This is a genomic window from Polynucleobacter sp. 31A-FELB (genome assembly GCF_018882405.1).
Taxonomy (GTDB): domain Bacteria; phylum Pseudomonadota; class Gammaproteobacteria; order Burkholderiales; family Burkholderiaceae; genus Polynucleobacter.
This window is the reverse complement of record NZ_JACVOO010000001.1, coordinates 159,056-183,615: the sequence shown is the minus strand read 5'-3', so window position 1 is coordinate 183,615 and position 24,560 is coordinate 159,056. Positions and strand designations below refer to the sequence as shown.

Annotated in this window: 27 protein-coding genes; 13 read left to right on the top strand and 14 right to left on the bottom strand. The window is 45.6% G+C overall.

Features of this window, described 5'->3' with window-relative positions:
- Window positions 1-2 precede the first annotated feature (2 nt).
- On the top strand, window positions 3-1,994 hold the full coding sequence (locus tag ICN30_RS00895; protein WP_216272632.1) for a protein kinase: 1,992 nt from the start codon (window positions 3-5) through the stop codon (window positions 1,992-1,994).
- A 19-nt stretch (window positions 1,995-2,013) separates the two neighbouring features.
- Here ICN30_RS00895 and ICN30_RS00890 read toward each other — a convergent pair whose 3' ends face one another.
- The 8 genes from ICN30_RS00890 to ICN30_RS00855 form a co-directional block, all read right to left on the bottom strand.
- On the bottom strand, window positions 2,014-2,757 hold the full coding sequence (locus tag ICN30_RS00890; protein WP_216272631.1) for a surface-adhesin E family protein: 744 nt from the start codon (window positions 2,755-2,757) through the stop codon (window positions 2,014-2,016).
- Between the two features lie 103 nt (window positions 2,758-2,860).
- Window positions 2,861-3,742 (bottom strand): hypothetical protein, encoded by an 882-nt coding sequence (locus ICN30_RS00885; protein WP_216272630.1) that lies wholly within the window; start codon window positions 3,740-3,742, stop codon window positions 2,861-2,863.
- Between the two features lie 42 nt (window positions 3,743-3,784).
- A complete protein-coding gene (locus ICN30_RS00880) occupies window positions 3,785-4,189 on the bottom strand; it encodes a hypothetical protein (RefSeq protein WP_216272629.1) in 405 nt (134 codons plus the stop codon).
- A 217-nt stretch (window positions 4,190-4,406) separates the two neighbouring features.
- Window positions 4,407-4,796 carry a hypothetical protein gene (locus ICN30_RS00875; protein ID WP_216272628.1) on the bottom strand — a complete coding sequence of 130 codons (390 nt, stop codon included), beginning with the start codon at window positions 4,794-4,796 and terminating at the stop codon, window positions 4,407-4,409.
- Between the two features lie 193 nt (window positions 4,797-4,989).
- The gene (locus tag ICN30_RS00870) at window positions 4,990-6,906 is read right to left on the bottom strand and encodes an AAA family ATPase (RefSeq protein ID WP_216272627.1); all 1,917 of its coding nucleotides are present in this window, start codon (window positions 6,904-6,906) and stop codon (window positions 4,990-4,992) included.
- Window positions 6,890-7,528 (bottom strand): hypothetical protein, encoded by a 639-nt coding sequence (locus ICN30_RS00865; RefSeq protein ID WP_216272626.1) that lies wholly within the window; start codon window positions 7,526-7,528, stop codon window positions 6,890-6,892. Before ICN30_RS00865 ends, ICN30_RS00870 begins: the two co-directional genes overlap by 17 nt.
- A gap of 281 nt (window positions 7,529-7,809) precedes the next feature.
- The gene (locus ICN30_RS11725; protein ID WP_216272625.1) at window positions 7,810-8,847 is read right to left on the bottom strand and encodes a site-specific integrase; all 1,038 of its coding nucleotides are present in this window, start codon (window positions 8,845-8,847) and stop codon (window positions 7,810-7,812) included.
- 195 nt (window positions 8,848-9,042) lie between these two features.
- On the bottom strand, window positions 9,043-9,420 hold the full coding sequence (locus ICN30_RS00855; protein WP_216272792.1) for a carboxymuconolactone decarboxylase family protein: 378 nt from the start codon (window positions 9,418-9,420) through the stop codon (window positions 9,043-9,045).
- Between the two features lie 86 nt (window positions 9,421-9,506).
- Here ICN30_RS00855 and ICN30_RS00850 point away from each other — a divergent pair, with 86 nt between their 5' ends.
- The 4 genes from ICN30_RS00850 to ICN30_RS00835 all read left to right on the top strand — a co-directional run bounded on the left by ICN30_RS00850 (window position 9,507) and on the right by ICN30_RS00835 (window position 11,854).
- Window positions 9,507-9,854, top strand: coding sequence for a hypothetical protein (locus ICN30_RS00850; RefSeq protein ID WP_216272624.1), 348 nt, complete (start codon window positions 9,507-9,509; stop codon window positions 9,852-9,854).
- Between the two features lie 92 nt (window positions 9,855-9,946).
- Complete coding sequence (locus ICN30_RS00845; RefSeq protein ID WP_216272623.1) at window positions 9,947-10,633, top strand: DUF3313 domain-containing protein; 687 nt, start codon at window positions 9,947-9,949, stop codon at window positions 10,631-10,633.
- 2 nt (window positions 10,634-10,635) lie between these two features.
- The gene (locus tag ICN30_RS00840) at window positions 10,636-10,899 is read left to right on the top strand and encodes a hypothetical protein (protein ID WP_216272622.1); all 264 of its coding nucleotides are present in this window, start codon (window positions 10,636-10,638) and stop codon (window positions 10,897-10,899) included.
- A gap of 61 nt (window positions 10,900-10,960) precedes the next feature.
- Window positions 10,961-11,854, top strand: a complete 894-nt coding sequence (locus ICN30_RS00835; protein WP_216272621.1) for an alpha/beta fold hydrolase — start codon at window positions 10,961-10,963, stop codon at window positions 11,852-11,854.
- A gap of 5 nt (window positions 11,855-11,859) precedes the next feature.
- Here the strand turns inward: ICN30_RS00835 and ppk2 are convergent, their stop codons facing one another.
- Entirely contained in the window at window positions 11,860-12,633 is a 774-nt protein-coding gene (ppk2, locus tag ICN30_RS00830) for a polyphosphate kinase 2 (protein WP_370626567.1), read from the bottom strand.
- A 27-nt stretch (window positions 12,634-12,660) separates the two neighbouring features.
- Complete coding sequence (locus ICN30_RS00825; RefSeq protein WP_216272620.1) at window positions 12,661-12,948, bottom strand: serine/threonine protein kinase; 288 nt, start codon at window positions 12,946-12,948, stop codon at window positions 12,661-12,663.
- A 145-nt stretch (window positions 12,949-13,093) separates the two neighbouring features.
- Here ICN30_RS00825 and ICN30_RS00820 point away from each other — a divergent pair, with 145 nt between their 5' ends.
- Window positions 13,094-14,278 (top strand): MFS transporter, encoded by a 1,185-nt coding sequence (locus tag ICN30_RS00820; protein WP_216272619.1) that lies wholly within the window; start codon window positions 13,094-13,096, stop codon window positions 14,276-14,278.
- A gap of 43 nt (window positions 14,279-14,321) precedes the next feature.
- Here ICN30_RS00820 and ICN30_RS00815 read toward each other — a convergent pair whose 3' ends face one another.
- The 3 genes from ICN30_RS00815 to wrbA form a co-directional block, all read right to left on the bottom strand.
- Window positions 14,322-14,507, bottom strand: a complete 186-nt coding sequence (locus ICN30_RS00815) for a hypothetical protein (RefSeq protein ID WP_015420997.1) — start codon at window positions 14,505-14,507, stop codon at window positions 14,322-14,324.
- A gap of 113 nt (window positions 14,508-14,620) precedes the next feature.
- Window positions 14,621-15,019, bottom strand: a complete 399-nt coding sequence (locus ICN30_RS00810) for a DUF2069 domain-containing protein (protein WP_216272618.1) — start codon at window positions 15,017-15,019, stop codon at window positions 14,621-14,623.
- A 9-nt stretch (window positions 15,020-15,028) separates the two neighbouring features.
- Window positions 15,029-15,625 (bottom strand): NAD(P)H:quinone oxidoreductase, encoded by a 597-nt coding sequence (gene wrbA / locus ICN30_RS00805; RefSeq protein WP_216272617.1) that lies wholly within the window; start codon window positions 15,623-15,625, stop codon window positions 15,029-15,031.
- A gap of 30 nt (window positions 15,626-15,655) precedes the next feature.
- Between wrbA and ICN30_RS00800 the strand changes: the two genes are divergently transcribed.
- The 4 genes from ICN30_RS00800 (at window position 15,656) to ICN30_RS00785 (ending at window position 19,380) form a co-directional block, all read left to right on the top strand.
- A complete protein-coding gene (locus ICN30_RS00800; RefSeq protein ID WP_216272616.1) occupies window positions 15,656-16,504 on the top strand; it encodes a YihY family inner membrane protein in 849 nt (282 codons plus the stop codon).
- A gap of 77 nt (window positions 16,505-16,581) precedes the next feature.
- The gene (locus tag ICN30_RS00795) at window positions 16,582-17,037 is read left to right on the top strand and encodes a CBS domain-containing protein (protein ID WP_216272615.1); all 456 of its coding nucleotides are present in this window, start codon (window positions 16,582-16,584) and stop codon (window positions 17,035-17,037) included.
- A 42-nt stretch (window positions 17,038-17,079) separates the two neighbouring features.
- Entirely contained in the window at window positions 17,080-18,195 is a 1,116-nt protein-coding gene (gene aroC / locus ICN30_RS00790) for a chorismate synthase (RefSeq protein ID WP_216272614.1), read from the top strand.
- Window positions 18,196-18,222: 27 nt separating this feature from the next.
- Window positions 18,223-19,380, top strand: coding sequence for an MFS transporter (locus ICN30_RS00785; RefSeq protein WP_216272613.1), 1,158 nt, complete (start codon window positions 18,223-18,225; stop codon window positions 19,378-19,380).
- Between the two features lie 15 nt (window positions 19,381-19,395).
- Here ICN30_RS00785 and ICN30_RS00780 read toward each other — a convergent pair whose 3' ends face one another.
- Window positions 19,396-21,066, bottom strand: coding sequence for an electron transfer flavoprotein-ubiquinone oxidoreductase (locus ICN30_RS00780; protein ID WP_216272612.1), 1,671 nt, complete (start codon window positions 21,064-21,066; stop codon window positions 19,396-19,398).
- Window positions 21,067-21,271: 205 nt separating this feature from the next.
- Here ICN30_RS00780 and ICN30_RS00775 point away from each other — a divergent pair, with 205 nt between their 5' ends.
- From ICN30_RS00775 to ICN30_RS11720, 3 genes are all read left to right on the top strand, one after another.
- The gene (locus ICN30_RS00775) at window positions 21,272-21,970 is read left to right on the top strand and encodes a CoA transferase subunit A (protein WP_216272611.1); all 699 of its coding nucleotides are present in this window, start codon (window positions 21,272-21,274) and stop codon (window positions 21,968-21,970) included.
- 50 nt (window positions 21,971-22,020) lie between these two features.
- Window positions 22,021-22,671, top strand: a complete 651-nt coding sequence (locus ICN30_RS00770; RefSeq protein ID WP_215334880.1) for a CoA transferase subunit B — start codon at window positions 22,021-22,023, stop codon at window positions 22,669-22,671.
- 65 nt (window positions 22,672-22,736) lie between these two features.
- Complete coding sequence (locus ICN30_RS11720; RefSeq protein ID WP_216272610.1) at window positions 22,737-24,557, top strand: alpha/beta fold hydrolase; 1,821 nt, start codon at window positions 22,737-22,739, stop codon at window positions 24,555-24,557.
- The last annotated feature ends 3 nt before the right edge of the window (window positions 24,558-24,560 follow it).

Sequence of the window (24,560 nt, the reverse complement as noted above, 5' to 3'; positions counted from 1 at the left end):
CAATGTCAGATGATCTTAGGGCGCTTCCCATTGGTTATGTAGTTTCTGACTACCGTATTGACGGAGTATTGGGTCATGGTGGTTTTGGTATAACTTATTTAGCAACAGATACGATGCTTAATAGGCGGGTCGCCATAAAAGAGTACTTTCCACGTGAGTTTGCTGTGCGAGAGGGGACTTTGATAGTCCGCGCTGCAGGTAATAAGGAGGATAGGGAAACTTTCTCTTGGGGTTTAAAGCGTTTTTTAGACGAGGCTCGTGTACTAGCGCTGTTTGACCACCCCAATATTGTTGCGGTCAGACGCTTTTTTGAATCGAATGGAACGGCCTACCTTGTAATGGATTACTGTGATGGTGTTCCTTTGGATGAGTTAATTAAAAATAAGGGGCCACTTAATTCGGATCAGTTGAATAGATTGCTTATTCCCATACTTGATGGCTTGGAGAGGGTTCATAACGCAAATTTTCTTCATAGGGATATCAAGCCGGCAAATATTTTTATCAGATCTGACGGTAGCCCAGTTCTTTTGGATTTTGGAGCGGCAAGGCAGGAGGTCGTCAGTCATAGTAAGAGCGTAACAAGTTTGGCTACTCCTGGATATGCTGCTTTTGAGCAGTACTCTACTCACGGAAAGCAGGGGCCTTGGACTGATATTTATGGTCTTGGTGCAACGCTGTATCGCGCCATTACCGGCGAAAAACCTCAAGATGCACCCGACAGAATTTTGGAGGACACTCTTGAGCCTTTGACAGCTAAGCCTCTCCCTAGCTTCGATGGAAGGTTATTAAGAGCCATTGATATGGCGATGGGGGTTCGTCCAAATCAGCGCCCGCAGTCAGTCCAGCAGTGGCGCAGTCAACTTGGTATTCGAGCTCCCGAAATTAAGCAAATGGAAATTCCAGCTCAAAAGACGGTAATTATTTCGGCCCCAATTCCAGCGGAACCTATAAAGCAGGTTCAGACTGCGGATTCACCACTCAAACAAATCCCTAATACCCCATCGAAAATTAAGGCTACCCCAAGCAGCACTTTTAAACCGATGCTAATTGGAATTGCCATGCTTGCGGTTATCTCTGTAGGATATGTAGCTTTAAATTCAACAACACATGATCAAAGCCTTGTTAAGCCAACTGTAGTTCCCGGCTCTATAAGCGCCTCGAATGAAGGCACCTCATCCCACCCAGTGCAGCAGCCTGCTGTTCAGCCTCAAAGTATTCCGAACTGCATTGGGGCAAATACTTCTTTGTGGACCAATTGCCTTGGTACCCAATCATTTGATGCTGATTCTAAGTGGGCAGGTCAAAAATATATCGGAACCTTTGTTGATGGAAAGCGAAGCGGCGACGGGACTTATTCATGGCCAAATGGTGATAAATATATTGGGCAATTTAAAAACAATGCTCCAAATGGCTCGGGTTCATTTATTTGGGCTGATGGCACTAGCTATGTCGGATCATTTAAAGATGGATTGAAACATGGCAACGGCACCCAAACATTATTGAAGGGGGGTAAGTATGTCGGAGGGTATCGCAATGACCTTATGGACGGACAGGGCACGCTTTACAAGCCTGATGGTTCGGTAGCCGTAAAGGGGGTTTGGGTAGGAGGGCAGCTCCAATCTCAATCAGAGGTTCAGCAAAAGCCAGAGATGAGCGCATCCGAGCGTATGTCGATATGTACTCGAGCTGCAGATGAGATGAATAAGACGCCCGGAAAACAGTTGGACAAAATAACAATATTCAAGTCTGCAACATGTTATTTGAATTCTGGGGTGCCAACCTTTGTCTACACTTATGGTGTTTTAGGTGATACATCATCGATAGGTCAGCAGCAAATAACGAGTCTTTTGCCCAATCGAATCAAGGAGTGGTGTTCAAATAAAGAATTAAAACCACTCCTCGAAATGTTTGAGATTCAGGATAGATATGTCGAGAATTCAACCGGAAAATTTCTGGGGCAGAATTCCATTGGTACAAAGGCCTGCAAGCGCTGAAGTTGAATGCAATAACCCTCTATTTTTTACAGTAAACGCTTCCAATCCTTTCAAAAAAGCTTCCTTTAGGAGCATTTCCCCAGGGGGCGAATTCGGGATCGATTTTTGACTCAAGTGCAACAGTTCCTTGAGGGGATAGAGATTCTGATTTAAGCATTTGATACTTGGAGATTCTGCAGTCGTAAACATTTTCAGTTATGGTAGTTTTTATGGTCTTACCCTCGGATTGAATAGGGGGCGCATATTCAATTTTAGAAATGTAACCAACAAAATTACCCTTTTTTATTACGGATTCCTTTAAGAGGTAAACCGTGTATGAGTTGGAAACATCGGGACCTAGGCTGGCCCACTCAGTGTTGGGTGGATATTTAGCTAACAGCGTGCTATTTACTGCTGTGCTGGAGCTTCCTGAGGATCCACCAATTTTGTAATCACAAACAAATCTCATATTTAGTTCGCCAACACTGCCTTTTCCAATCGTTATAGGGCTTAGGCGTGGGTCATCTGGCTGGAATGCAAAGTCAAATTTAATGACATTTCCGGATTTATCCAGCGTTCTTACTTCGTATATGACAAAAGAACCATTGGTGCAGTTGTAGGCTTGCTTTTGAAGTCTTGAATCAAAGTCGTCAAATATGGGTCTTGGCGTTTCTTTGTACCCTCTCTTGAATCTAAACCAGGCAGACCTTGAGCCATCAGGCAATAGTTGGATGGATGAGGGGTCAATCTCATATGTATCCCCAGATGAATATGTGGATGACACCAAGGTCATCTGACTGAGATTTTGTGAGTTAGCTGTCAGTGATAAAGCTAACAATGATGCTAAGAGTAGTTTGTTGAGTATGCGCATATGAGTGAAGTGGGTCTTAGTTTTTGTATAGTTTCTGCCAATCGAAATCATTTTTGGCACCAGAAGGCAGGCCGGATGGTTCGGCTGATTTGGCAGTAGGTGGTTTATGTTCCGGTGCTCTATCGGGCTTGGAGGAGTTATTTAATTTCGTTAAATAATCAGCTAGGCTAGAATCTTTCGATGTTTGTGCGCTTTGAACTTCGCCGGGAATATATGTCTTTGTAATCTGGCTTGATTTAGGGCAGAACTGATAGAGCAAAACATTTGCAGGCGACCTTTTAGGTGGTCGCTGCCACTGAACTGTATCAACGGGTCTTGAAATACTGTCTTTGCAATTTATTTCAATTTGCCCTGTTGACCAGCTATTGCCACTTTGACCGAGCGTAAGAATGTCAAAACGATAAATATTTGCAATTCTTGAGTTTCTTGCGACCTCATTCTTTGAATAGTAAAACTCATTTTGACTGGAGTCTGCAGATATAAAACCGTATGGTTTGTTATAAAAAGTCTTTCCGCAAATCTTTTCTTTTGCTATGTAGCCTACTGATCCAGGAGGAAAGTCCATATTTTGCGGAGTGGGGGTACCGCCTAGGGTGCCAATTACCTTTCCCGAAGTGTTATCACAATTAAGTTCATACACCCAATTACCAGATGCAGTTGCCGATATAGGAACCTTTGCGGGCGCTCTAAAAGTATTTTTACTTAAGAAAGTAAGTTGGTATGGATCGAAATAAACGGTTCCGTATTGATTTTTTGTAATTGGGACCCACTCAGCCCTGTCATTCGCCGCTACTTCTTCGGGCTTCTGAAATGTTCGGTTTACAGCGGCACTCATACAGCCAGCAAGGGCAAATGCGCTAAGTGTAATTAGCGAGGTAATTAATGATTTCTTATCCATAATTAAATATTCTATTCGTTATAAAAATAGAAATCTTATTTTTTATTTGCAGTTTGGATTGGGTCTATTCCATTGATCGGTGCCGCCACCCCCAGGGCCGGTATAGCATCCACCCCCTGGTCCCGTATATGCACCGCCGCCAGGCCCTGTATAAGCTCCTCCACCCGGCCCGGTATAAGCGCCACCCCCTGGCCCAGTGTATAGGCCACCCCCCGGCCCTGTATAAGCTCCTCCACCCGGCCCGGTATATAAACCGCCTCCTGGTCCGGTATAAGCGCCACCCCCTGGTCCGGTATAAGCGCCACCCCCTGGTCCGGTATATAAACCGCCTCCTGGCCCAGAGTAGCAGGGGCCCCCAGGACCAGAATATCCAATGCAATTTGCAAGTGATGGTCTAGCAAAGAAAGCTAGGAGAATAAGGGTGCAGTAAATGAGGCGAGTATTCATATTGCAAATCCTTTAATGGCAATTGCTTGGCTTGATTATGGGGCTATTTCGAGTTTGGAAGATGAGTGGTTATTGATATTCATGCTCCTTAACGGAGATTAACTCTTCATCTTGGGTTAATAGTCGCCACTTATGTGCTGGTGGGTGAAATTAAGGCGGGGGTAGACTCCACCAAAGACCGCTATGAGTCAATGGGGGGGCGGTCATATCCTGCTGATTAAAGTGGTTTTGATTTTCTTCTAAAATTAATTCCTAGGGTAACTGCCAGTTCATTTAGTTCCGCAAACTTCTTTCTTCTTTCAGCTATCGCTTCTTTTGTGAAGTTCCCAAATGTTGTATTGGCCTTGCGAATTGCCTCAATTCCTTCTTTTGTTCGTGGTCCAGTAGCACAACCTGAATGGAATTTGCAGCGTGATACCTTGCTCGTCTTTAGTGCGACATGACCACACTGTTTTTTTGTTCGCGAGCTGACGCCAACACATCTACGGCATTTAATCTTACCTCCTGCCGTCACCAAGAAGGGTTCGGGATTCCTGATTTGACATTTTTTTGAACGTTGTTGGAGCCGTGCAGTTGTAGTGGTTTTTTCTATATTCATATTAGTCATAGTCGAGATTCTCAATTCATAAATGCACCCCCAATGGGTGCTTATATATATAGGCGCCTGCTCGGATGAGACCCAATAAAATCAATCACTTAGAACGGGCAACAGGCACGCTTGTACCTGCCCGTATAACTTAGTTGCTAGGTGGGGTAAGCTTCTTCGCCCAATTTGTTGCCCGTTCATTTGCCTGCTGCCTTTATGAGTTTGCTAGTTTCTTGCCGCTCTCGGTTACGGTCATCACGCCACGATTGGGTATTGTGATGAAGCCCTCCCGGTTTAGCAGTTCGAGCTTTTCCAGTAGTGCTTTCTCCGCTAGGCCGAACTTCTTTTTAACCCCACCATAAATCTCTTTAAATTGCGTCTTTGATAATGCGCAGAGCTCGATCTCCTTAAGTAGATCGGATTGTTGATGGTCTTTTGCTATTACGTCAAATAACTCAAGGGAGCCGTCATCACGCCTAGCTAATAGAATAGGGTCAATTGGTTTGCCATAGTTTGACTTAACTGACTGTAAGGATAGAAGCGGGGGAAGTGTTTTGGGGTCACCGTAGTTTTTTGAGCTAGCCTCATTTAAAGAGTTCAGTTGATATACAAGTCGAACGCCATCAATAAATGCGCTCGATCCACGAGAATTGTTTTGGCTACCAGCCTGCCCGGCAATTTTATTTACGTGATGAAGGGTTAAAACGCATGTATTAAGTCGATCTCTAATTGTTTGCAGGGATTGCACGAACCTCGTGGTATCTACTGCCAGGTTCTCTTCGCCACCTCTAAAGCGGGCTATTGGATCAATAATTACTAGACCAATTTGATCTCCAATAATGCTCTGTATTTGTTCGCAGAGTCTACTTGGCACTTCTGTTTCAGATACTTCGCCCTTTATATTTTTTTCGGTAAATAGCTCTACCGAATCGGCTAAATCTATGAAATGGAGATTTTCATTAATATTTATTCGTGCCTGAGCTGAAAGCCCCTTTGCCGCTTTATGTAGACGCCTTTGTAGTTCCGTTGCGTCATCCTCACCGCTAATGAAAACCACCCTTGCTGGTGCTTTGACAGTAAACCTCCCCAAAAGACTTGTTCCTGATGCAACGCTTATCGCTATATGCATAGCTAGAAATGACTTTCCCGTTCCGCCGGCAGCTATTACGGCACTTACTATCTTTGAAGGCAAGAAATCCTGTATTACCCATTCACGAGCCGGGGGTTGAGTGCTTAATAAGGTTCCTGCAGGTATTAACTTATAGAGTGTTTTTGGTTTGGTTTGTTTGTTAATCACCTCCGGGTGATTTTGCAAGTGTGTTTTCCAGATGCTGTCATGAGTACGCATAACTTCTGCATAGGGGAGTGGTGGCTCAAGAGTCTGATTCCATTCGATTGCTGTTTTAAGCGTTTCCTGTCTTGTTTCGCCTCTACCAATACATCCACCCACAAGTGCCGCCAAATTTGTATTTCTTGATCCTTCTGTAAAGCCGCCTCCTAGGAGGGCCGATAAAACTCTGGGTTGTGCATGAGGCTGCAGTTCCTTATAGTTTGTATAGGTTGGCGTTCTGTAGTGTCTGGGGTTTATCGGCGAGCCTAGTAGCGCACAACATTTTGCAAATACTGCATTTTTTGGTGGATAGCTAAATACGTAATACGCCCTAGAGATATCCGAGCATGCTGGGTCAATGATTTCGCGTAATCCTGAGTTGAATTCAAGAAAATTTTCTCTAACTGCAGAGTAGTTATCTGCCTCAACTTCATCAGTTAGTGCCAAGCAAACTCGATATCTTGGTTCGGTGGCAGTGTGTGACCATGTTGTGTGTATCACGCCCGAAAAGGCCTTAACTAAATCAATAATTTCTTCAAATGACTTCCCTTGAGCATCATCAATGTCAAATACGAGTGCTGAAACCGCCTCGATATTTCGATTTGCCCGAGTCTTTTCGTTACCAAACCGATAGGGCCCGAATAGATTTACATCTTTTGTTTCAGATACTACCGGAGTGCTTAGGTATGAAAGAAGGTCGGACGTGCTTTTTTCTAGAGTATGGGCCTTAACAGTTTTAATATTATTAAAGACTGCATAAGATTTTTTTGACTCTAGATTTGATTTAAATATGGATTGCATTTTTGTTGCCCTCCAGTTGCCTTGTTTGACACAAAACTTCTAGGAATGTCATTTCTTCGATCGTTATATCGTCTTGGGATTTGATTGCTGTTAAGGCGCCAATCTGTTGACGAAGTTCCAGGAGTTCGCCTGAGTTATTGCTACCGATAATTACAGACAAGCCATTAGCGCAGCCTCCGTAAATCCCAATACCGTCGTTTAGTGTGAATCCCGCTAGCTCTCTTGTTTGAATTTCGACTTCAATTTCTGGGCGCCCATGATTTGGCTCTACGAAAACGATGGGTGACCCGTTTTTGGTTTCCCACCAAGTTATGTGATCACTAGTCGTTTCAAGTTTTCGAATTTTGTTGTGCTGGACTGGCGCTTCAACCACTGTCAGGGGTTCTAGTCCGGTTGCATCAACAAGTTGAATTAAGCGTGCGACCCTCAGTAGCATTGACGCTGCAGCTTCGCGATTCTCGAACCATTGATGTTTTGGTATTTTTTGAATCTTAGTGTTTGCACCCCATATAAAGCTGTATCGGTCGTACAGCGAGAAAGATTGAAGTGCATTAATTGCCAATACTAGTACTCTGGGTGACCCCAAAGGCGAGACGGATTTATAGACGCAGTAAACGTGCATGATTCTTTCCTTAATTAGGATAGTTAATTGGTGGAATTTGTTTGCAGACGTTTTAGGCAACGGACGCTGATCCGTTTTTGGTAAATCACCTGGTGAATTATTGGAGTCTGTTGGGGGCGTCAGTTTTACGTCATGACGATAGGGACTTAACAGAGCTTCCGGTGTCTGAGTTGCGAATTCAGTTTGGCGCTGATTTGATCTTAACCGTTCAGCATTGAATATTCAAGAGTTCCTTCTCCACAACACGTTATGGAGAAGGTTGGTGTTTTTCGGCAACAGAGCTATGTGTTTATCTTGTCTAGCTTGGCAAAAATTGCCTGATGGCTCGGGTGTGTGTAGCGTGCCAACTGACTAAGTGTCTTATGTCCGCTGATATGGCTAAGTTCGATAACATTCAATCCAGCATCCGAGAGGCGGCTCAGCGCTTCGTGACGCAGATCATGGTAGCGGCAGTCTTCAAACGGATTAACCCCATTTAATGCCCAGTTAGCTTTTGCGGTTTTGACAGCTTTTTCAAAATATCTACGCAGCGCATCCAGCTTCAATGGAAAAACATATTCGGGGTCCTCATGCATTACCCCATTTAGTATTTGAACTGCCTTTAGGGTAAGAGGCACTTGTCTAGGGTCACCGTTTTTCGTAATGTGTAAAAAGGCCCTTCGGCTTGGTAGGTCGATATCCAACCACCTTAAGCCCATAAGCTCACCTCTGCGCATCCCAGTTTCTAGGGCAAATTCCACAATAGGCTTTAGTAGTTTTGATTTGGATTGTTCGCATGCAGAAAGTAGGGCAGTTTCTGCTGCCCCATTGATGCGTTTTGTTCTGCTCGGGTTTGCTGGTAGCCTCTTAACCCCCTTTATCGGGTTATCAACAGCGATTGACCATTCCGTTTGTAGCATTTGATAAATCTTGGAGATGGCGTTGTAGTAGTGGTTTACGGTGTCGCCAGACCGCCCCCTGGAAAGTAGGTCATCTCGTAGGGCAAAGACTTTGGTTTTATCGATACTTTGGATGTTTTCACTGCCCCAGTGCCCAATCAGCGTTCTAATCGTGCCGCTCTCTGTTTTGCAGTTGCGCTTATGAATAGAGTGATTCTTGATGTAGTGCGCTGCCGCTTCGCCAAAGGTTAAATCCTGATCTAGCATGCGGTTGGTCAGCGTCTTGTTGGGTTTTATAACCCCTTGATCGATGTCTGTCTCGATCTTTCTTGCCCACTTAATGGCTTCAAGACGGGTTTTAAAGGTTTGCGATAGGGTGGAGTAACCCTTGCGTATGATGCGCACTCTAAAGGTGTCGCCACGTTTCTGTATGGATGCCACAATTGACCTCGTTGACCAAAATTTGACCAAAAGGTTTCTAAGAATGTGGCGCTTCCTCCCAACTCATTGTTTTATCTTGGCTTTTCCCTATGACCCTTTGGGTCCGCAACGCCCTTCTAAGGCGTAGGTCGCACGTTCGAATCGTGCTGGGCAGGCCAAACTCTCCTGTTCTACCCAGCCCACAAGCTCCCCGCTTTAAATTCCCATTTCCGCAAAGACTTCCTTGGCGCATCTAAAGCTATCAATCGCAGCCGGTACGCCACAGTAGATTGCCGTCTGCATTAGGATTTCACGAATCTCGTCTTTCGTAAGACCATTATTAATCGCGCCTTTTAGGTGCAACTTGAGTTCATGAGGGCGGTTGAGTGCCGTCAGCATCGCCAAGTTAATCATGCTCCTGGAGCGGCGATCTAAGCCGGGTCTATTCCAGATTGCATTCCAAGCAAACTCAGTAACCAACTCTTGCATGGGCATATTAAATTCGCCCGCATTCTTGATGGAGTTATCCACGTACTCGGATCCTAGTACCTCTCGGCGAGTTTTCAGGCCTTTTTCAAATGCTTCTTTACTCATCTTGATCTCCTGTGTTGTTGTCATATTGAATCGATTCCATATATTGCCACTATTCATGTAGTGCTGTTTAGCCTAGAATGATTTCCATGAAAATCATCATCCCTATTCGCATTGCTACTCTCTTTTTTGTACTCGCTCTGTTAAGCGCCTGTACCGTTGATAAGCTCGAGGCAAGACTTCAGGCAGACCCTGAATGCAAGCCAATCATGAATGCTAAGACTGGCGCTTTAATGCCTTGCCCTGGGACTGATAAGCAATTTTATAAATCCATTCCCGCCTTAAACGTGAGTACGCCTAAGGCAACTCCAGCTGCAGCGACGCAATCATCTTCAGCTGCCGTTACGCCAAGCCCAAAAGCAGCTACTGCACCAGTTGAGTGCAAGCCACAGCTTCACCAAAAATCAGGTAGTTTGATGCCTTGCCCAGCCCCATAGGCTGGATTTATTTGCGCTCTGCAATGAGCGTATGATCTGATAAAACTAGCTCAAGGGCTAATGCCAATCAAATCACTCACTGGATCTAAAAAATGAATAAATTAGGAACCTTAGTTGCAGCTATTTCTGTAGCTACTTTATTGGCTGCTTGTAGTAACACTCCTAAATTGGCCAGTCAGCCAATGCCAAAGTCAGGTTTCTTGCCAAATTACTCCGTGCTTGTGCCTATGGCTACTTCTGAAGCAGATACTCGCATCTGGAGATATCGTAAGGGTGGCGTTAATCCAGGCTCATACACCGCAGTGATTTTGGATCCAATTTATTTAAATCAGAACGCTACTAAGGAGATTTCTCCAGAGGCGATTAGTCAGGCGCAGATCGCATTACAGGATTCAATGGTGAATGCGGTGAACGGCCGTGGAAACATTAAGATCGTAAATCAACCAGGCCCTGGCGTAGCTCGTATCTCTGTAGGTATTACCGGTGCAGAAAGTTCAACAGACAGCTTGCAGCCATGGAATTTCACGCCGATTGGTTTGGCAATGAACGCGGCTGCTTATGCTGGTGGCGTAAATTCCAAAACTCCAGCGATGTTGGTAGAGAGCAAGATTACCGACAGTCAAACCAAAGAAGTAATTGGTGAAGGCTTGGTAACTATTCAGGGTGAATCATTCCGTACCGGTGGTGGTTCAGTTGAATCCTTTGTTGCAATGGCTAAGAAGGTAGTTAAGGTAGCTATGGAAACTTCTGCTGATCCAAGAGCAACTGCTAGTAAATAAATATGCGAACTCTCACTACATACTTAGGTCTGATTGGCGCAGCCGCGTTTGTGTTTGCAGCAGTTCCTGCACATGCTGATGACGCCTCACGTAATAAAGAAATTCAAGAGCGCTTTGCTAAATGCGATACCAATCGTGATGGCAAGCTCACTCTCGAAGAGGCAAAGGGTTGTATGCCTCGGATCTATGATCATTTCAGCATGATTGATACGCAGGGTAAGGGCTATGTGACTGTTGCTGAAATTCAAGCTATGGCTGCAAGGTAATTGCCAATAGATTGATAGAATGAAAGGGCCTCGAAAGGGGCTCTTTTTATTGGAGCAGATCATGTCGTATGTAATTGAAGGTTTTAAAGATTCCATCATTACTGTGCCCTCGGCGGATGGCCCCATTGATATTGCTTGCCAGACTGCCGGCTCTGGGCCTGCATTGCTATTGCTACATGGCTTCCCTCAAACTAAGGCTATATGGAGACATATTGCACCTGAACTAGCAAAACGATTTTCAGTAGTTGTAACGGATCTTCGGGGTTATGGTGCTTCATCAAAGCCAGTAGGCGCACCTGATCATTCGACTTATTCAAAAAGAGCCATGGCTGCCGATCAGCATGCAGTGATGCAATCACTTGGGCATAACAAGTTTTCCGTATTAGGCCATGACCGTGGCGGTCGGGTATCGCATCGCTTAGCGATAGATTTCCCTGAAAGCGTGGAGCGTTTGATGGTGCTCGATATTTCTCCGACACTGACGATGTATGAGAACACGAGCATGGAATTTGCCAAAGGCTATTGGCATTGGTTTTTCTTAATCCAGCCTCATCCAATTCCAGAAACGCTTATTGGTGCCAATCCCGAGTTCTGGCTCAGAAATCACATGGGTAGACATGCTGGTACCGGAATTTTTGATGCGCAATCTTGGGCGGAGTATCTAGCGGGTGCAAGCAATCCAGAGTCCATGCATGCCATGTGCGAGGACTATCGTGCTGCAGCCACAATTGATTTAATTCATGATCGAGCCGATAGAGATGCCGGCAAAATGCTGGCGATGCCTCTGAGGGTTCTCTGGGGCGAGCATGGTTTAGTTGCTAAATGTTTCTCGCCCATTGAGGATTGGAAGAGGGTGGCGAAGACTGTTTCTGGAAAAAGTGTTCCGTCTGGTCACTACATTCCTGAGGAACTGCCGCAAGAGCTTCTTGCTGAAACGGAGCTATTCTTTATTTGATTGGGTCACTTGAACAGCTTGGGAAGTTTTTTGGATCCCACCGGCCAAGTTAAAACAATGTTTGGATCAATCTTGAGAATTTTCTTGTCTTTCTCTGGATAAGAAAATTTTGATAACAAATCCGCAATCAAATTGAGGTGCGCAAGCTTTTTATCGTTTGCATTAATGACGGTCCAAGGTGCATCTGATGAGCTAGTTTGCTTGAGCATTTTGTCTCGAGCATCTGAGTAAGCGCCCCACATCTTTTGAGCTTTCTGATCTATAGGGCTAATCTTCCACTGCTTCAGCGGATCTTTTGCTCGATCTTTGAGTCTTTTGGCTTGCTCTTCCTTAGATATATCTAGGTAGTACTTGACGATTTGAATATCAGCTCTTACGAGCAAGGATTCAAAATCATTCACTGTTGCCATGAATAATTTGTATTGCTCATCAGTGCAAAATCCCATTACTTTTTCAACGCCGGCACGGTTATACCAACTTCGATTAAAGAGGACGGTTTCACCGGCCGAGGGTAGCTGTGCAATGTATCGTTGAAAGTACCATTCATGCTCCTCAACAGAGGAGGGTGCTGCTAGAGCAACAACCTTGGTATCTCGGGGGCTTAAATTTTCAGTAATGCTTTTAATGCTTCCATCCTTGCCGGCAGTATCGCGTCCCTCAAAAATAACTAAGAGGCGCTTACCTTTTTGAATGATGTGGCGCTGGAGTTTGACTAATTCAATTTGAAGAAGTCGTAAGTCTGCCTCGTAAGTATGTTCTGATATTAAGGATTTACTCACGGGCAGCCTTTGCTAGGAAATTGACTATTAAGCGGTTTTAGCAGGAGCTACTTTTTTCGCCACAACCTTCTTTGCAGGCGCCTTTTTAGCGGGAGCTTTTTTGGCTACCACTTTCTTTGCTGGCGCTTTCTTGGCCACAGCTTTTTTAGCGGGCACCTTCTTCGCCGCAGCTTTTTTAGCTGGCGCTTTCTTTGCTGGTGCTTTTTTCTCCAGCTTATCCAATGCTTTTGCTAACTTATCGATCAACTTCTCTCTTTCGGCTTCGAGCTTGTCTAATTTTTTCAATAATTGCTTAACTAATTTTTTTTGACTCATGATGTATTCCTTTGGAGAGGGTGCTTATTATTAAATCTGTGTAATTGGCTTACGCCTACTCTTTGATGCTACGTTTTATTCGGTCGAGTTTCAAGCGATTGTGACAGTCAAGTGCATATTTAATTTGATGCTAAATTGAGTCAATATGTTCAAGACTTTATTTTCTCTTCCTCGAGCAGTCTGGCTCATTGGACTAATTAGTTTTGTCAATGACGCTGCCAGCGAGATGCTGTATCCCTTAATGCCTTTATATCTTGCCACCGTACTCATGGCTGGACCAAAAGCGCTGGGTTTGATAGAGGGGATTGCTGAAGCTACCTCCAGCATCTTTAAGTTAGTTTCTGGCGTCATTGTTGATCGGACTAAAAAGACAAAGCCCTGGATTGTGATCGGTTATTTCTTGGCCGGTATTGGTAGGCCTTTAATTGCAATCGCAAATTCTTGGACATGGGTTTTATGTATTCGATTTACGGATCGTCTTGGTAAGGGCTTGAGAAGCTCCCCGCGAGATGCATTATTAGCGGAGAGTGTTGCACCTAATCAACGTGGCATTACATTTGGGCTGCATCGTTCAATGGATAATGCGGGCGCTGTCTTTGGACCTTTAATGGCAGCATTTTTGCTTTCGATTCATGTGCCCTTAAGAGATATCTTTCTGTGGGCGATCATTCCTGGGGTTATTGCGGTGGCTTTAGCTCTTTGCCTTAAAGAGCCGCAGCGGGAGCAAGCTGTAGTCCAGCCATTCTCCTGGTCTCTACAAGGATTACCTCCACAATTTAAGCGTTATATTTTGGTTGCTGGTATTTTTGCTCTAGCAAACTCATCTGACATGTTTCTCTTATTGCGAGCCAGAGAGCTTGGTGTTCCCCAAGAGCAAATTCCATTGCTCTGGGCTGCCATCTCTCTGATAACAACTATTTTCGGAACTCCACTTTCATCCTTATCGGATCGATTTAGTCGTAAAAATTTCATTTTGATTGCTTGGAGTGCTTTCGCCTTCTTCTATATCGCAATGAGTTTTTCTGGCATTTCTTTGTGGATGCTGTGCGGGCTATTTGCAATCTATGGATTATTTAAGGCTGCGACAGAAGGTGTTGAGAAGGCGCTGGTGGCAGACTTGGCTCCAAAGGGAATGGCTGGTACAGCCTTTGGTTGGTTTAACCTCATCTCAGGATTGATGCTGCTCCCAGCCTCGTTGATATTTGGATGGCTTTATGAATCCTTTAACCCCAGTTATGCATTTCTGTTTTCAGGCTCATGCGCTGGCCTAGCTTTTCTAATGCTCGGCTTTTGGGTTTTTAGGGCCCCAGAAACACAAAACCCCAGATAAATACCTCATCTGGGGTGGTTGGAAAGCTAAAGGCTCTGCAGAGTTATTCCGGGTGGAAGTTATTACTAGCCATAAAGCTGATAGTGCGCTCAAAGCCCAAAATGCGGATATAACGCCAGGCGATATCGCGGTATTTGCTATCTAAATAGCCAATCGCGACTTCAGGTGTCCTTTTGGACAAGTCGATCTGTTGAATTGCACGGGCCCAACGTTTGAGTCTTGTTGACATATTTGCCACCTCCATGACCATACAACGCATGGAAAAGTGGCTGAGATGACAGGAATAAGTAATATTTTTGAAGAAATTAACAAAAACCAGTCAAATCGACCATTTTTAGCCCTCTAAGCCTGTTTTTCAGCCTCAGCCAGCTCTTTTTTTGCCGCTTTAGCACGTGCTTTGATGGGTTTGAGGTAGATCAGTAGGCAAACAAAGGCGACCGTTCCTAGGGTGGTTTCTAAGACGGCCATCCAGAAATTAGCCCCCGTTTCCAGAATCCGGACCAAGCCCTCGGTGATGTAGAGCAAGATCAGCATCGACGCCCACTGCATAGTGTAGACATTGCCTTTCCATAGCCCTGGAATGGCAAATAACAGGGGGATGGCTTTCAGAATGAGCCAGGAGCCACCAGGTCTGAGTGGGGAGATAAACCATTCCCAGGCTATGCAGAGAATGAATAGGTCAACAAAAGCTGCGGTAGCAATGAGCTGATATGGATTTTTGGAGAGCCAGCTTTTGAACATGAATTGCCTTTAAATAAGTTTGAGAGCTGTCAGTGCCAGGCGCTTGCCTTGAGCGATGGCTAAACGTTGCTCTTCGGCACTAATGGGTGCTCTGCCGTCAGCATGTGCAAGGTGAGTTACGCCGTAGGGACTGCCGCCGGTTGATGTGCTCATCAGATCGGGCTCGCTATACGGAATACCCATGATCATCATCCCGTGGTGAAGCAGGGGAATCATCATGGTGAGCAAGGTACTTTCTTGTCCGCCATGAAGGCTACCTGTGCTGGTAAAGACGCAAGCAGGCTTACCAACGAGAGCGCCGTTCATCCACTCAGAAGAGCTGCCATCCCAAAAGTATTTCATCGGGGCGGCCATATTGCCAAAGCGAGTAGGGGATCCAAGCGCTAAGCCAATACATTCTTTTAAATCGGAGTACTCAACATAAGGAGCACCATCAGCTGGAACAGCAGCCTCAGTAGATTCGCAAACGGTAGAGATGGCTGGGACGGTGCGAAGTCTCGCGTTAACGCCCGGAACACTTTCAATACCCTCGGCAATCAGGCGTGCCAAGTCTCGAGTGGCTCCGTAGCGTGAGTAGTACAAAACTAAAATGTCAGATTGGCTCATATTGTTCTCTTATCTCTTATGATATGGGCGATGCGCTTCATTCAGAATCCTCAATTATGGCTCTCTCTTGGAAAAGAGATATGGGAGCGCAATCGTGGCCAAAATCTGAAGCAGGTTGCAGCTAGTTTGGCCTTTACAACGACACTTTCCTTGGTTCCGATGTTAACGGTGGCTTCCATTCTGATTGGCTATCTACCCAGTGTAGTCAGGATTAAATACGCCTTTCAGGCCTGGTTGCTTGATACCTATATGCCTGGCGGGCTAAACCAGCAGGTCTTTAACTACTTGGATCAATTTTCAGCGCAGGCTAAAGGCCTCACCTTAATTGGTTTGCTTGGGCTGGTGATTACGACCATCATGACAATGGCAGTCATTGAGAGCGCTTTTAATCAGATCTTTCGCGTCACTCAGAGCAGACCCATTTTGAAGAAGATCGCGATCTACTCTGCAGCAACCATATTGGGCCCTATCTTGCTGGGTGTCGGAACCTACTTGAGCGGTCTTTTATTTAGTGCTGCTGAAGGTTGGACGGAGGCCTTGAGTTTTGGCTTGGGATTTATTGCAACGGTGGTGCCGGTGCTGCTGGCAATGTCAGTTTTCTCGGTGGCCTACAAAATTCTTCCGTATGCTCAAATTCAATGGCGTGATGCTCTCAGTGGCGCTTTATTCGCAGCGCTGACTTTTGAATTAATGAAATTCGGCTTTGGCCTGTTTTTAACGAATGTAGCCTTTTACAAAACGGTCTATGGTGCCTTTGCCATCTTCCCATTGGCACTCATTTGGATTTACCTGACATGGTGGATTACCTTGGCTGGCGCAGTCCTGGTTGCCAACCTCCCTAGTATTCGGAGTGGGGTGGTTAGGGTTATTCGTTACTGAAATCCCTCACTAGACCCTTGATTCCTTGGGGGCATAAGAATATATTGTTTAAATGAGAACTCATTGCTGGAGACCACATGAAAGTTTGTGACATATTGCGCGTTAAGGGCAGCACGCTATTTACAGTGGCGCCAGATACTGCTTTGCAAACCGCCGTCTTGGTGATGAGTGAACACGACATCGGCTCTTTGGTCGTGATGGAATACGACAAGCTCGTGGGCATCCTGACATTCCGCGAAGTCATTGCCGCATTGGCTAAACATCACGGTAAATTGGACGATCTCAAAGTGCAAAGCGTGATGAATGCCAAGCCGCTTACCTGCAATATGGAAACAGAGATTGATGAAGTGCGTCGCATGATGTTGGTTGACCATGCCCGTTATCTGCCGGTTATTGATCAAAAGATGCTGATGGGCGTGATTTCTTTCTACGACGTAGCTAAATCGGTAGTTGAGGCCCAAGACTTTGAGAACACTATGCTCAAGGCTTATATCCGTGACTGGCCAGAAGAGGCCGAAAAGGCATCCCCCTAAGCTGCCTAGCCTGATAGCCCTGACAAATGACATAATGTCGATATGTCAGGAAATACTTTAGGCCTTCTCTTTACTGTCACCACTTTTGGTGAATCCCATGGTCCCGCAATCGGCGCTGTTGTTGATGGCTGCCCTCCGGGAATGTCTTTATCTGAAGCTGATTTGCAGATTGACTTGGATCGTCGCAAACCAGGAACTTCGCGTCATGTGACTCAACGTCAAGAGGCAGACAAGGTTGAAATTCTGTCTGGCGTTTATGAAGGCAAAACTACCGGCGCGCCAATTGGATTGTTGATTCGAAATACCGATCAACGCAGCCAAGATTACGGCAACATCCTGCAAACATTTAGACCTGGTCATGCGGACTACGCATATCACTACAAATATGGTTTACGAGACCCTCGCGGCGGTGGACGCTCTTCAGCAAGATTGACTGCGCCTGTAGTGGCTGCAGCAGCAATTGCGAAGAAGTGGTTGAAAGAACAATATGGCACTGAGTTTTATGGCTACATGAGTCAGCTGGGTGAGATTGAGATTCCATTTAAAGATGCGGCGCTGATTGAGAGCAATCCTTTCTTTGCCGCGAATACCGATATCGTTCCTGAGTTAGAGGCTTACATGGATTCACTGCGTAAGGCAGGGGATTCTTGTGGGGCGAAGATTGAGGTGCGGGCGCGTAATGTGCCTATTGGATTGGGTGAGCCTTTATTTGATAAGTTGGATGCTGATATTGCGCATGCCATGATGGGTATCAATGCTGTTAAGGGTGTAGAGATTGGTGCTGGCTTTAAGTCGGTAGCACAACGCGGTAGCGAGCATGGTGATGAACTTCATCCAGATGGTTTTGCTAGTAACCATAGTGGCGGCACTTTAGGTGGCATCAGTAGCGGCCAAGATTTGCGTGTATCGATTGCAATCAAGCCTACCTCTAGCATCCTGAGTCCAAAACAATCGATTGATTTGGATGGCAAGCCTATTACTGTGCAAACCAAAGGCCGTCATGATCCTTGTGTCGGCATTCGGGCAACGCCGATTGCTGAAGCGATGCTAGCTTTGGTATTAATCGATCACGCTTTACGTCATCGCGCTCAATGTGGTGATGTGAAACATACTGTTCCGCCGATACCAGCGGCACGTCCCGGCTCTGCAACTGATTAATAAAAATATTCAGCTAAGAAAAAGAAAATGACACCTTCAGTGCGTTGGGCCTTCGGGTCCTTTTTCTTTTTATATTTTGCTTACGTTGGCTTAGTTTCTCCTTACGCCAGCCTCTTCTTTCTCGATCGAGGTTTTAGTGTCATTGAGATCGCAGTCTTAATGTCCATGCTGCAAATTACACGAATAGTCGGCCCATTCTCTTGGGGGTGGTTGTCTGACTATCTATCCGATCGTATTAGGATTATTCGCTTTTGCGCCTGCTTGGCCGCAGTCACTTTCTTATGCATCTTTTTTCTACATAGCTACATTGCATTCTTCATTTGGATGTTTGTACTCCACACCATCCTCAGCAGCCTGATGCCCTTGGGTGAGTCGGCCACGGTTCACGCATTATTTAAAGATAATTCATTTGATAAGCGCTATGGCCGTTTGCGTCTGTGGGGCTCAATTGGTTTTATCGCAATGGTTCTATTTGCTGGTGAGTTATTTCAGCGTAAAGGTATTGAGTTGTACCCCATAGTGGGCGCGGTGATTCTGATTTTCTTGGCATTAAACACCTTTCGTCTTCATGAGCCGAAGATGGAGCGTCGCAAGATGGTCAAGGGCGAACTCCTAATTGTTTTATTTAATCCTGATGTGCGCTGGTTCCTGCTCTCTGGATTTTTTATGATCTTTGCGCATGCCGCTTTATATGTGTTCTATTCACTTTACTTAGCGGATCTAGGCTATGACAAGTTCCAGATCGGTTTGTTCTGGGCTCTAGGTGTTGGCGCTGAAGTGATCTTCTTTTATTTCCAAAGCAAAGTCCTAAGCCGTTTGGATGCCGAAGTCGTTTTACAAATCGCCTTTGGTATTGGCGTATTCAGATTCATATTGATTGCTTTCTTCCCGGTAACCTGGGTATTAATTCTGGCTCAGCTAATGCATGCGGGCACTTTTGGCGCCCATCATAGTGCGGCCACAAAGCTACTACAACGCTGGTTTACTGGGCCACTGCAGGCACGAGGCCAAGCATTAATGGCGACAGTGTCTTATGGCTTAGGTGGAACGCTGGGTGGTTTAGTTGCCGGCTGGCTCTGGGAAGCAACTCAGCCACGTAATGTGTTTGTGATGGCCGCTTTAGCCTGTGGTCTAGCAGGCATGGCGATTGGAAAACTACGTCCTCGCCACTACCCAGCCAGATAATTAAACTAGCAATCCTTACATTGAACCGTAGTTAGGGCCGCCACCGCCTTCAGGAGTAATCCAAACAATGTTTTGACTTGGATCCTTAATATCACAAGTCTTGCAGTGCACACAGTTTTGCGAATTAATTTGCAGCTGTTCTTGACCATCTTTTTCTACATACTCATACACGCCAGCAGGGCAGTAACGTTGTTCTGGTCCTGCGTAGGTTTTGAGATTCAAATTCACCGGTACCGATGCATCTTTTAAGGTGAGATGGATGGGCTGATTCTCAGCATGATTCGTATTGGAGATAAATACCGATGAGAGGCGATCAAATGTAATCTTGCCATCGGGCTTTGGATAATCAATTGGTTGATGTTGTGCTGCTGGTTCAAGGCACTCATGATCTGCATGCTTTAAATGAATTGTCCAAGGCATGTTGCCGCCCAGAAGCTTTTGCTCTAAACCAACCATCAGGGTGCCGAGATAAAGTCCTTTGGACATCCATGGCTTAAAGTTGCGCGCCTGACTTAACTCAGTATGGAGCCAGCTATTTTTAAATGCATTTGGATAGGCAGCCAACACATCAGCAGAGCGATTCTCAGCAAGTGCGGCAACAGCAGCTTCAGCGGCAAGCATGCCAGTCTTAATAGCCGCATGACTTCCTTTGATGCGAGAGGCATTTAAGAAGCCAGCATCGCAACCAATCAATGCGCCACCGGGGAAAACAGTTTTAGGTAGGCTATTTAAGCCGCCAGCTGTGAGTGCGCGAGCACCATAGGCCAGACGTTTACCACCTTCAAAAGTTTCACGAATTTTTGGATGTAACTTATAGCGTTGAAACTCTTCAAACGGTGAGAGGTATGGGTTCTTATAGGAGAGGCCCACCACCAAGCCAACAGCAACTTTGTTATCACCCAAGTGATACAAGAATGAGCCGCCATAGGTATCGCTCTCTAAAGGCCAGCCTGCGGTATGAACTACTAGGCCTTGTTTACTCTTGGAAGGTTCAACTTCCCATAACTCTTTAATACCGATGCCGTAGCTTTGCGGATCAACATCTTTATCCAATGCAAATTTGCTAATGAGTTGTTTGCCTAAATGACCGCGTGAACCTTCGGCGAACAGGGTGTACTTAGCGCGCAATTCCATACCAAGTTGAAATTGATCGGTAGGTTGACCTTCTTTGTCCAAACCCATAGCACCTGTAATAACGCCACAAACTGCACCTTGGTCGTTGTATAGAATTTCTGCAGCTGGAAAGCCAGGAAAAATTTCTACACCGAGATTCTCGGCTTGTTGACCGAGCCAGCGAGTGACATTGGCTAAGCTAACAATATAGTTACCTTCATTCTTGAAGCAGTGGGGCAGCATCCAATTCGGAACTTGGAATGAGCTGTCTTTTGTCAGAAATAAAAACAGATCTTGACTGACTTCAGTATCGAGTGGCGCTCCTAGCTCTTTCCAGTTTGGGAAGAGTTCAGTAAGCGCCTTGGGATCCATTACTGCGCCTGACAGAATATGTGCGCCGATTTCAGAGCCCTTTTCGAGAACGCAGACGCTAATTTCTTTGCCAGATTCATTGGCTAGCTGTTTTGCTTTAATGGCTGCAGATAAGCCTGCGGGGCCACCACCTACGATGACAAGGTCGTAGTCCATAGATTCTCTGGGGCCAAACTGTTCGAGTAATTCCTGGGCAGTCATTTTATCTCTCCGCATTGCTTAAAAATAGGGTGCTTAAGGTATTTTGGGCGTTTTGAGCATTTCTGCCATTTATTTAGCCTCAAATCACACCCATAGTTTAGTTCTAAGCCAGAAAAACCAGGTTGGTGCCCAACGCTAATAGGCTTAGGAGGCTAAAGCGTTATGATTACTATTTTACCCTTTTTGGCAATATTAGGACGAATTTATGAATAAGACTTACCCATCAGCCGTGGATGCCCTGCGGGATATCTTGAAGGATGGCCAGAAGCTCGCAGTTGGCGGTTTTGGTTTGTGTGGTATTCCTGAAGCCCTGATTCAAGCGGTTAAGGATCTTGGCGCGCAAAATCTGACGGCGATTGCCAATAACGCTGGGGTAGATGGCTTTGGCTTGGGTTTGCTTTTGAACTCAAGGCAAGTGAAGAAGATGGTTGCATCTTATGTAGGCGAGAACAAAGAGTTTGAGCGTCAGTTTTTAGCTGGTGAGCTTGAGCTGGAATTTACTCCGCAAGGAACCTTGGCGGAAAAGTTGCGTGCTGGTGGTTGCGGTATTCCTGCTTTCTATACCAAAACAGGTGTTGGCACTTTGGTTGCTGAAGGCAAAGAAGAAAAAGAATTCGATGGCGAGCGCTACATCATGGAGCGCTCAATCGTTTCTGATATTTCTCTAGTGAAAGCATGGAAGGCTGATAAATCTGGCAATTTGGTTTATCGCTATACCGCTCGTAACTTCAACCCAGTTGTCGCAATGGCGGGCAAGATCACTGTTGCTGAAGTGGAAGAGATTGTGGAGAACGGCGAGTTAGATCCCGATCAGATCCATACGCCTGGTATCTACGTGCATCGCTTGGTGCTCAACACTACGCCTGAGAAGCGTATTGAGCAGCGCACATTGTCTGCAGCTTGATACCCATAGACGCTATATAAAAACAGTACAGAATATTTAGGAAGATTGATATGCCTTGGAATAGAGATGAAATGGCAGCACGTGCTGCTAAAGAATTAAAAGATGGCTACTACGTTAATTTAGGTATTGGTATGCCAACCTTGGTGGCCAACCATGTTCCTGAAGGAATGGAAGTGTGGCTCCAGTCTGAGAATGGTTTATTGGGTATTGGCCCGTTCCCAACTGAAGCAACGATTGATGCTGATTTAATTAATGCGGGCAAGCAAACAATTACTACTTTGCCAGGCTCTTCAATCTTTTCTTCTGCGGATTCCTTTGGAATGATTCGTGGCGGAAAAATTAACATCGCCATTTTGGGTGCAATGCAGGTGAGCGAGCATGGAGACTTGGCGAACTGGATGATTCCAGGCAAGATGGTTAAAGGCATGGGCGGCGCCATGGATTTGGTTGCTGGCGTAAAGCATGTAGTTGTCTTGATGGAGCACGTTGCCAAGAAGAAGGACGGCACAGAAGAAATCAAGATCTTGCCTAAGTGCACATTGCCATTAACTGGTGTGGGTGTAATTAGTCGCATCATCACCGACCTTTGTGTTCTTGATATCACGCCTAAGGGTTTGAAGTTGGTAGAGTTGGCTCCAGGCGTATCCAAGGAAGAGGTCGTGTCTAAAACAGGTGCCCCTGTTGACACATCAGGTTTCTAACCTTTTTCATCGGATAGTGAAATAATGGGGTCAATGACCCCATTTCTATTTCTAAAGAGCCTTTTATGAGTGCTGTTGATCATTCGCTTCATGCACATAAGCAGGGTGATGCTAAGCATTCCCATGCCAAGCAGGTATCCAATCAAAACCTCCTTCTCATTGCTTTAGTTCTGACATTGGGTTTTTCTGGTGTTGAGGGTGCCGCAGCTTATTTTGCGAATTCATTAGCCTTGATCTCAGATGCAGGTCACATGGTGACGGATGCAGCTGCATTAGGCTTGGCCTTACTGGCTCAAATTATTTCTCGTCGTCCACCATCGCCTAAGCATTCGTTTGGTTTCGGAAGGGCTGAAGCCTTGGCGGCATTTGTTAACAGCATTGCGATGTTGGCCCTAGTCGTTTGGATTATGGTTGAGGCAGTCAGTCGTTTTTATGATCCACATAAGGTTGATGGGCTAACGGTGACTGTAGTGGCCGCGATTGGCCTACTAATGAACATCGTCGTGGCTTGGGTGCTTTCACGCGATAAGAAAAGTGTTAATACTCGTGCTGCGTTGGTGCATGTCATGGGTGACTTATTGGGCTCTGTAGCCGCCCTGATTGCCGGTGTCGTGATTCAGTTAACTGGTTGGATGCCAATCGATGCAATTCTTTCTATCCTGGTTTCGCTGCTGATTTTGAAGTCTACCGTTTCCATCTTGCGTGAGTCTTATCACTTCTTGATGGAGGGTGTGCCGCTACATATTGACTATCTACAAGTAGGTAGTGATCTTAAAAAAGTTCCAGGTGTATTGGCTGTTCATGATTTACATGTGTGGGAAATGACGCCTAGCTTTCCAGCTTTGATTGGTCATATTGAAATCGAGCAGATGAATGAGTGGCCAGACATCATGGCGCGCATCAATACAATGCTATTGGACAAGCATGGTATTGATCATGTCACCCTGCAGCCAGAAGTTGCGGGTATGGTGGATGAGCATACTCACGACGAACACCTCAACGAAGAGATTAAGAAGCCGAATGTGACTCATCATGGCGATACCTTCTTTGTCACTTGCACCAGTCCTGATGGCCCACATCGTATGGCTTATCACGCCTGGGGTAATCCCAACAACCCAAAAGTATTAGTTTGTGTTCATGGCTTAACTCGCAGAGGTAGTGATTTCAAAACCCTTGCCGAGGCGATGAGTAATGATTACTACGTCGTCTGTCCAGATGTAGTCGGTCGAGGCGATTCTGACCGCCTTAAGAATCCTATGTTGTATGCCGTGCCTCAATACGTAGCTGACATGGCAAGCTTGATTAAGCAACTTGGCGTTACACAAGTAGATTGGTTTGGAACTTCCATGGGCGGCCTGATTGGCATGGTCTATGCCTCAATGCCCAAGAATCCAATCCGTCGCATGTTGATTAATGATGTCGGTCCACGCATTGAACCAGAGGCAATTAAGCGCTTAGGCTCTTACGTTGGTCAACCATTCACCTTCACTAATCGTGCAGATGCCTTGCAACGCCTAAATGAGATCTGCGCATCGTTTGGCAATCATGCACCCGAAGAGTGGGAAATTTATAACGGGCCGATGCTAGTCCAAAAGGATGGCCTTTGGGTTATGCACTATGACCCAGATATTTCTGTGCCGTTTGCCTCTGTTAATCCAATCATGGCAAAGGCAGGGGAGATGGCGATGTGGCATGCCTTTAAACAAATCCATATCCCGATGCTTATCGTTCGTGGCGGTGAATCGGATTTGCTCTCAGCTAAAACAGTGGCGGAGATGTGCAAAGTCAACCCATACATTCGTAGTATTGAAATTCCAGGGGTAGGGCATGCACCTGCTTTTGTGAAGCCAGAACAAGTAGCTCTAGCAAAAGAATTTTTTAGTTAAGGA

What these genes read in the sequence shown, in the direction of transcription:
- ICN30_RS00895 (WP_216272632.1), top strand. Translation starts at nt 3, where the DNA reads ATGTCAGATGATCTTAGGGCGCTTCCCATTGGTTATGTAGTTTCTGAC.
- ICN30_RS00885 (WP_216272630.1), bottom strand. Translation starts at nt 3,742, where the DNA reads ATGGATAAGAAATCATTAATTACCTCGCTAATTACACTTAGCGCATTT.
- ICN30_RS00880 (WP_216272629.1), bottom strand. Translation starts at nt 4,189, where the DNA reads ATGAATACTCGCCTCATTTACTGCACCCTTATTCTCCTAGCTTTCTTT.
- ICN30_RS00875 (WP_216272628.1), bottom strand. Translation starts at nt 4,796, where the DNA reads ATGACTAATATGAATATAGAAAAAACCACTACAACTGCACGGCTCCAA.
- ICN30_RS00870 (WP_216272627.1), bottom strand. Translation starts at nt 6,906, where the DNA reads ATGCAATCCATATTTAAATCAAATCTAGAGTCAAAAAAATCTTATGCA.
- ICN30_RS00865 (WP_216272626.1), bottom strand. Translation starts at nt 7,528, where the DNA reads ATGCACGTTTACTGCGTCTATAAATCCGTCTCGCCTTTGGGGTCACCC.
- ICN30_RS00855 (WP_216272792.1), bottom strand. Translation starts at nt 9,420, where the DNA reads ATGAGTAAAGAAGCATTTGAAAAAGGCCTGAAAACTCGCCGAGAGGTA.
- ICN30_RS00850 (WP_216272624.1), top strand. Translation starts at nt 9,507, where the DNA reads ATGAAAATCATCATCCCTATTCGCATTGCTACTCTCTTTTTTGTACTC.
- ICN30_RS00845 (WP_216272623.1), top strand. Translation starts at nt 9,947, where the DNA reads ATGAATAAATTAGGAACCTTAGTTGCAGCTATTTCTGTAGCTACTTTA.
- ICN30_RS00840 (WP_216272622.1), top strand. Translation starts at nt 10,636, where the DNA reads ATGCGAACTCTCACTACATACTTAGGTCTGATTGGCGCAGCCGCGTTT.
- ICN30_RS00835 (WP_216272621.1), top strand. Translation starts at nt 10,961, where the DNA reads ATGTCGTATGTAATTGAAGGTTTTAAAGATTCCATCATTACTGTGCCC.
- ICN30_RS00825 (WP_216272620.1), bottom strand. Translation starts at nt 12,948, where the DNA reads ATGAGTCAAAAAAAATTAGTTAAGCAATTATTGAAAAAATTAGACAAG.
- ICN30_RS00820 (WP_216272619.1), top strand. Translation starts at nt 13,094, where the DNA reads ATGTTCAAGACTTTATTTTCTCTTCCTCGAGCAGTCTGGCTCATTGGA.
- ICN30_RS00815 (WP_015420997.1), bottom strand. Translation starts at nt 14,507, where the DNA reads ATGTCAACAAGACTCAAACGTTGGGCCCGTGCAATTCAACAGATCGAC.
- ICN30_RS00810 (WP_216272618.1), bottom strand. Translation starts at nt 15,019, where the DNA reads ATGTTCAAAAGCTGGCTCTCCAAAAATCCATATCAGCTCATTGCTACC.
- wrbA (WP_216272617.1), bottom strand. Translation starts at nt 15,625, where the DNA reads ATGAGCCAATCTGACATTTTAGTTTTGTACTACTCACGCTACGGAGCC.
- ICN30_RS00800 (WP_216272616.1), top strand. Translation starts at nt 15,656, where the DNA reads ATGCGCTTCATTCAGAATCCTCAATTATGGCTCTCTCTTGGAAAAGAG.
- ICN30_RS00795 (WP_216272615.1), top strand. Translation starts at nt 16,582, where the DNA reads ATGAAAGTTTGTGACATATTGCGCGTTAAGGGCAGCACGCTATTTACA.
- aroC (WP_216272614.1), top strand. Translation starts at nt 17,080, where the DNA reads ATGTCAGGAAATACTTTAGGCCTTCTCTTTACTGTCACCACTTTTGGT.
- ICN30_RS00785 (WP_216272613.1), top strand. Translation starts at nt 18,223, where the DNA reads ATGACACCTTCAGTGCGTTGGGCCTTCGGGTCCTTTTTCTTTTTATAT.
- ICN30_RS00780 (WP_216272612.1), bottom strand. Translation starts at nt 21,066, where the DNA reads ATGACTGCCCAGGAATTACTCGAACAGTTTGGCCCCAGAGAATCTATG.
- ICN30_RS00775 (WP_216272611.1), top strand. Translation starts at nt 21,272, where the DNA reads ATGAATAAGACTTACCCATCAGCCGTGGATGCCCTGCGGGATATCTTG.
- ICN30_RS00770 (WP_215334880.1), top strand. Translation starts at nt 22,021, where the DNA reads ATGCCTTGGAATAGAGATGAAATGGCAGCACGTGCTGCTAAAGAATTA.
- ICN30_RS11720 (WP_216272610.1), top strand. Translation starts at nt 22,737, where the DNA reads ATGAGTGCTGTTGATCATTCGCTTCATGCACATAAGCAGGGTGATGCT.